General features: G+C 60.0%; 5 protein-coding genes. All 5 read right to left on the reverse strand.

The window, feature by feature from the left end:
* Genes CFII64_RS08230 through purU form a run of 5 tightly spaced genes read right to left on the reverse strand, consistent with a single transcriptional unit; the run spans window position 1 to window position 6,229 of the window.
* Window positions 1–2,907 carry a 2Fe-2S iron-sulfur cluster-binding protein gene (locus tag CFII64_RS08230; RefSeq protein ID WP_020290331.1) on the reverse strand — a complete coding sequence of 969 codons (2,907 nt, stop codon included), beginning with the start codon at window positions 2,905–2,907 and terminating at the stop codon, window positions 1–3.
* Window positions 2,904–3,212: a sarcosine oxidase subunit delta gene (locus CFII64_RS08235; protein WP_020290332.1), complete on the reverse strand. Its 309-nt coding sequence runs from the start codon at window positions 3,210–3,212 to the stop codon at window positions 2,904–2,906. Before CFII64_RS08235 ends, CFII64_RS08230 begins: the two co-directional genes overlap by 4 nt.
* 25 nt (window positions 3,213–3,237) lie before the next feature.
* Complete coding sequence (locus CFII64_RS08240) at window positions 3,238–4,479, reverse strand: FAD-dependent oxidoreductase (protein ID WP_020290333.1); 1,242 nt, start codon at window positions 4,477–4,479, stop codon at window positions 3,238–3,240.
* Complete coding sequence (folD, locus tag CFII64_RS08245) at window positions 4,461–5,366, reverse strand: bifunctional methylenetetrahydrofolate dehydrogenase/methenyltetrahydrofolate cyclohydrolase FolD (RefSeq protein ID WP_020290334.1); 906 nt, start codon at window positions 5,364–5,366, stop codon at window positions 4,461–4,463. The genes CFII64_RS08240 and folD overlap by 19 nt, the downstream gene beginning before the upstream one ends.
* Complete coding sequence (gene purU, locus CFII64_RS08250) at window positions 5,363–6,229, reverse strand: formyltetrahydrofolate deformylase (protein WP_020290335.1); 867 nt, start codon at window positions 6,227–6,229, stop codon at window positions 5,363–5,365. The genes folD and purU overlap by 4 nt, the downstream gene beginning before the upstream one ends.
* Window positions 6,230–6,490 lie beyond the last annotated feature (261 nt).

Here is a 6,490-nt window from a genome sequence, read left to right on the forward strand (position 1 = left end):
TCAGAGCTCCTGGCGTTTGGTTTCAGGGTCGAAGAAAGGCAATTGCACCACCGTGGCCTGGACGATTACGCCATCTTCGACGCGAATCGGAATTTTCTGGCCCGGCTGGCTCTGGTCGAACGCGGCATAAGCCATGCCGATGATCTTGCCCAGGGTTTGTGAGTACTCGCAGGACGTGACGTTGCCGCTGATGTCCGGCCCCTTGAGCACCAGATGGCCTTCCAGAGGTTGCGGGCTGTTTTTCGGCAGGCTGAAACCCACCAGTTTGCGTTTCATCGGTTGCGCTTCGAGGATGTCCACCGAGCGGCGGCCGACGAAGAACGGTTTGGTTCTGCTGACTGCCCAGCCCATGTCGATTTCTGCCGGATGGGTCATGCCATCGGTGTCCTGGCTGATGATCACGTGGCCTTTTTCCAGGCGCAGCAGGCGCTGGGTTTCGACGCCGAACGGACGCATGTCGAACGCCTTGCCCGCTTCGGTCAGCGCATCCCAGAGTTGCAGCGCGTGACGCGCCGGAACGTGAATTTCATAACCCAGCTCACCGACAAAACCCACGCGCAACAGGCGCGCCTTGATCCCGGCAACGGTGCCTGAGCGAACGCCCAGATACGGAAAGGCTTCGGCCGACAAGTCCAGGTCGGTGCAGACTTGCTCCAGCACTTTGCGCGAATCGGGACCGGCCACGTTCACTGCCGAAATCGCCGCCGTGACGTTGGCGATGTCGACGTCGAGGCGCCATTGAGCGTTCCACTTGAGCATCTGCTGATAGATGCGATCCACGCCGCTGGTGGTGGCGGTGACGTAGAAGTGATTCTCGGCGAAGCGCGCGCACACGCCGTCGTCGATGACCACGCCCTGTTCGTTGGTCATCAGCGCATAACGCGAGCGGCCAATCGGCTGCTTGAGGAAGGCGAAGGTGTACATGCGATTGAGCAGCTCGGCGGCGTCCGGACCGCGGACATCCAGGCCGCCCAGGGTCGAGACATCGATGATGCCGACCTTGTTGCGCACATGCAGCGCTTCGGCCTGCATGCATTTATCTCGTTCATTGGCTTTGCCGTAATAGGCGGGGCGCTGCCAGATGCCGGCGGGCATCATTTTTGCGCCGGCTTCTATATGCCGCTTGTGCATTGGCGTCTGGCGGTAGGGGTCAAACGCCCGGCCGGCAACGTGGGCCAGTTTTTCCGCTTCGAAAGGCGGGCGGGCGGTGGTGACCCCGGTTTCGCTGATGCTGCGCTGAGTTGAAGACGCCACCAGGCGCGCGGTCGGCAACGCCGAGTGGCGGCCTTGTGACGGGCCCATGCCCACGGTCGAATAACGTTTGACCAGCTGGATGTCGCGATAACCGATTTTGGTGGCGTTGATGATGTCACGCACTTGCAGATCTTCATCGAAATCGACGAAATCCTTGCCTTTGGGGTGCGGGAAGATCGGCCACGGGAAGTTGACCTGGGCCTCGGTGCGCAACGGCAGCGGGCTGGCGTTCAGATCCAGATGCAACGCAGCGACGATGTGCGCTGTGGCGTGAATGGCATCGGCCAGCACGTTGTCCAGGGCGTGATAACCATTGGCGGAACCGGCAACGCTGAGGTTTTTTGGCAGGCCGCTGAGGGTGAATTCCGCGTGTTGGTCGTCGTAGCTGAGTTTGCCGCCCGCCTGACACAACAACTGGTAGACCGGCATGTAGCCGCCGGACATGCACAGCAAATCGCAGTCCAGCAGTAAGCCACTGCTGGCGACCTGACCCTGGCCGGTGATCTTGCGCAGGTCCACGCTCGTGACATGGCGCATGCCTTTTTCATGCAGCGCTTCGTAAACCGTGCTGCCCAGATGGCAGGTGATACCACGCTGTTCCAGGGCCAGCAGCAGTGCACGATCCACTGGATTGGCGCGCATATCCACCAACGCCGCCACTTCCACACCTTGCTCGTGCAGGTCCAGCGCGGCCAGATAACCGTCGTCATTGCCGGTCAGCACCACCGCACGTTTGCCCGGCTTGACGGCGTACAGCTTCATCAAACGCTGGGCGGCGCTGGTCAGCATCACGCCGGGCAAGTCGTTGTTGCGGAAAATCACCGGCTGATCGAACGAACCGCTGGCGATCAGGCATTGCGTCGCGCGCACCTTGTACATGCGCTTGCCCTGAATCACCGGCAAATAGTTGTCGGTGAACCAGGCGTTGCAGGTGGCTTGCTTGAGCACGCGAATGTTGGCGTGACCTTCAACGGCGTCCACCAGTTCGCGGCGCAGGGTTTCAGCGCGCTGGCCGTCGATATCGAAGCGTGCGTAATTTAGCGAGCCGCCAAGAATCGGTTGTTGCTCGATCAGCAGCACCTTGGCGCCGGCGTTGGCGGCGGTCAATGCGGCCTGCAAACCAGCCGGCCCGGCACCGATGACTGCCAGATCGGTGAACAGATACGCCTTGTCGTAATACTCGGGCTGGAATTTCAGGTCGAGCACGCCGAGCCCGGCTTTCTTGCGGATAATCGGCTCCCAGACTTTCCACATGCCCTTGGGCTTGTAGAACGAACGGTAATAGAAGCCCACCGGCATGAATTTGGAGAACTTGCCCAGATAGGCGTCTTTGTCGTTATCGAGCGAGCCGTTGAAGTTCTGGCCGCTGGCTTGCAAACCTTCTTGCAGGGCGAATGAGTCTGCCAGCACATTGGGCTCGTGGGGCAACTGGATCAGGGTATTGGCGTCTTGCCCGGCCATGGTCAGCGGACCGCGTGGCCGGTGGTATTTGAATGAGCGCGACAGCAAAAAACGCCCGTTGGCGAGCAGGGCGCTGGCGATGCTGTCGCCCTCAAAACCTTGATACTGCTGATTGTCGAAGCTGAAACTCAGCGGCTGATTGCGATCGATCAGCAAACCCATGGGGGCGGGCAGGCGGTTGAGCATGCTCATCGGGCAATCTCCTTGGCCGGTGCGGGTGACGAAAGTTCGACCCGCGAGGTGAACACTTCCCTGGGATCGAAGGTGCGCAGGATTTCGTCTCTGCCGGTGTGGCGTTCCACCAGAAACCAGTAGCTGGACGGCGTATGCATCCACCATTCGCGGACTACGCCTAGCGTGTCTTCGCAATTGAACACGTAGTCGGCCCATTCGCCGTCGGTGCAGGTGGCCGCGTCCGGCATGTGTTTGAATTCGCCGCCGTAGGTGAACTCGGTGATGTTGCGCGGCCCATTGAGCGGGCAATTCATGACTTTCATAGTGCGTTCCTTACTCAATGGCGGGTCAGTGACTGGCCGCAGTGGCGCCCATTTCGTTGACTTGCTGGAAGGTCGAAAACCGTTCCAGGCCGAACGGCTTGATCAGCTCCGGAGTCTTGCCGCCACTGGCCACCAGCTCGGCCATGGTCTTGCCGCAGATTGGCGTGGCCTTGAAGCCCCAGGTGCCCCAACCGGCGTCCAGGTAGTAATTTTTCACCGGTGAAAGGCCCATGATCGGGCTGTAATCCGGGGTCATGTCGGTGATCCCGGCCCACTGGCGCATCAACTTGGCGTTGGCCAGGAACGGGAACATCTCGATGGCGTGGGCCAGCAGGCTTTCCTTCAAATCCAGGGTGGAACGGGTGTTGAACAGCGGATACGGATCGGAACCTCCGCCGAACACCACTTCGCCGCGACTGGTCTGCTGCACGTAGCAGTGCAGGGCGGACGAACTGACCAGTGGATCGAGGAACGGCTTGAACGGCTGAGTGACCATGGCTTGCAGCGGGAACGTCTGGATTGGCGAGCGAATCCCGGCTTTCTTCATCAGTTGCGAACTCATGCCCGCCACGGCCTGCACCGCGCATCCGCATTGGATCGTGCCGCGATTGGTCTTGACGGCAGTGATGGTGCCGTTTTCGATGATCAGCTCCTGGACTTCCGTGAGCTGATGGATTTCCACGCCACGCTTGGCCGCTTGCTTGGCGTAACCCCAGGCCACCGCATCGTGGCGCGCGGTGGCGCCGTCCATGTGCCAGAGCCCGGCGAGTACCGGAATGTGGCCCGGATCGAGGTTCAATGAAGGCACCAGCTCGCGAATCTGCTGACGGTCGATCATCTCGGTGCGGCCGCCGAAATGCTTGTTCACTTCAGCGCGCTGGCGGAACGAGCGTACCGTCGCGTCGGTGTGGGCCAGGGTCAGCTGGCCTCGGTGCGAGTACATGATGTTGAAATCGAATTCGTTGGAAAGGCCCTCGAACATCCGCACCGATTCAGCGTAGAACTTCACACCTTCGCTGGTCAGGTAATTGGAGCGAATCACCGCCGTGTTGCGCGCCGTATTGCCGCCACCCAGATAGCCTTTTTCCAGCACCGCAATGTTGGTGATGCCGTGGTACTTTGACAGGTAGTAAGCGGTGGCCAGGCCATGACCGCCGCCGCCGATGATCACCACGTCATAGGACGATTTGAGTTCCTTGGGCGGTGGCAGGTCGACGTCTACCGGGTATTCCGAGCTGAGCCCGTATTTCAATAGATTGAAAGGCATACGGCCTCCGATTGGCTGCGTTGCGCTTGGGCCTGCTGCAAGGCAGCGGTGACCGTGTTTTTCATCAGGAAGGCGATGGTCATCGGGCCGACGCCACCGGGCACCGGGGTGATGGCCGAGACCTGGGGCAGGGCGCTGTCAAAGTCCACGTCGCCCACCAGCCGACTGCGGCCTTGGTCATCGATGCGGTTGATGCCGACGTCGATCACCACTGCGCCGGGTTTGAGCCAGCTGGCGTCGATCAAGCGTGGCTTGCCGACGGCGGCAATCACAATGTCGGCCAGCTGACACAGCGACTTGGCATCGGTGCTGCGTGAATGCACCACCGTTACCGAACAATGGGCCTGAAGCAGCAGGGCGGCCATGGGTTTACCGACGATATTGGAGCGGCCGATGACCACTGCGTGCTTGCCGCTCAAGTCGCCGCAGGCCTCGCGCAACAGATACATGCAGCCACTGGGCGTGCAGGGCGTCAGCACGTCGCGGCCCTGACTCAGGCCGCCGACGTTTTCGCTGTGAAATCCGTCGACGTCCTTGCGCGGATCAATGGCCTGCAAAGCACGGGCTTCTTCAATGTGCGCCGGTAATGGCAGCTGCAAGAGGATGCCGTTGACGCCGGGGTCGGCGTTGAGTTCAGCGATCACGTTGAGCAGCTGCGCCTGGGAGGTGTCGGTGCCCAGGCGATATTCCAGAGAGCGAATGCCGGCCTCTTCGGCGCGCAGGATCTTGTTGCGCACGTAGACCTGACTGGCCGGATCTTCACCCAGCAGAATCACTGCCAACGCCGGTTCGATGCCGTCGCGTTTCAGCGTCGCTACGTCTTCCTTCACCTGAGTCAGAACCCGGGCCGCTGCGGCTTTGCCGTCGATCAATTTAGTCGTGCTCACCGGAAAATCACCGTTCGATCCTTGTTGAGGAAAACGCGATGTTCCAGGTGGTATTTAACCGCTTTGGACAGCGCCACGGTTTCGGTATCGCGGCCCATGGCCACCAGATCGGCAGGCAAGTAGGCGTGATCGACACGCTGCACTTCCTGCTCGATGATCGGACCTTCGTCCAGGTCGCTGGTGACGTAGTGCGCCGTGGCGCCGATCAGTTTCACGCCTCGCTCGTACGCCTGGTGATAAGGCTTGGCGCCCTTGAAACCCGGCAGGAACGAGTGGTGGATATTGATCGCCCGGCCCGAAAGCTGCTTGCACAGGTCATCGGACAGGATCTGCATGTAGCGGGCCAGCACCACCAGTTCGGTGCGGGTGTCGTCCACCACTTTCATCAGCTCGGCTTCCTGAGCGGCCTTGGTGTCCCTGGTCACCGGCAGGTAGATAAAACGGATGCCCTCGCGCTCGGCCATGTGCCGCAATTCGAGGTGATTGGAGACGATGGCGGTGATGGTCATGTCCATCTCGCCCTTGTGGTAGCGGTACAGAAGGTCGGTCAGGCAATGGTCGAACTTGCTGACCATCAGCAGCACACGCATCGGTTCGCGGGTGTCGTGCAATTCCCACTGCATGGCGAACGCGCTGGCAACGTCATCGAAACCGGCCTTGAGCTGGGTGATGTCGCCTTCATGGCCGTCGTTGAAGCGGAACACCGCGCGCATGAAGAATTTGCCGCTGAACTCGTCGTCGAACTGCGCCATTTCACCGATGTAGCAGCTGTTGTTCGCTAGGTAGGACGTGACGGCGGCAACGATGCCGGAAGTGGCCGGGCAGCTGATCTTGAGAATGAAATGGTTCTTTTCGTGTTGCATGGCTTGTCCTCGGGAAGTGGCGGCAGCTCAGCGCAGGGCGAAAAATTCATGGGTGGAAATGGTTTTCATGGGTGAAAAATAATTCCCTTGAGGAATTAAATATTCACGATGCCGTTTTATAGGCGAAAGGGGATTGTGCGTCTAGATATTTTTGGAAAGTTTTTTAACTGTCAGGAATTTTTTTGAGTCGACGAGCGCTTCCGATGGGTATTGGGATTGGATTGGATTGTGTACATATCCATTGCTGCGGTAACGGCGGCT

Source organism: Pseudomonas sp. CFII64 (assembly GCF_000416235.1).
Taxonomy (GTDB): domain Bacteria; phylum Pseudomonadota; class Gammaproteobacteria; order Pseudomonadales; family Pseudomonadaceae; genus Aquipseudomonas.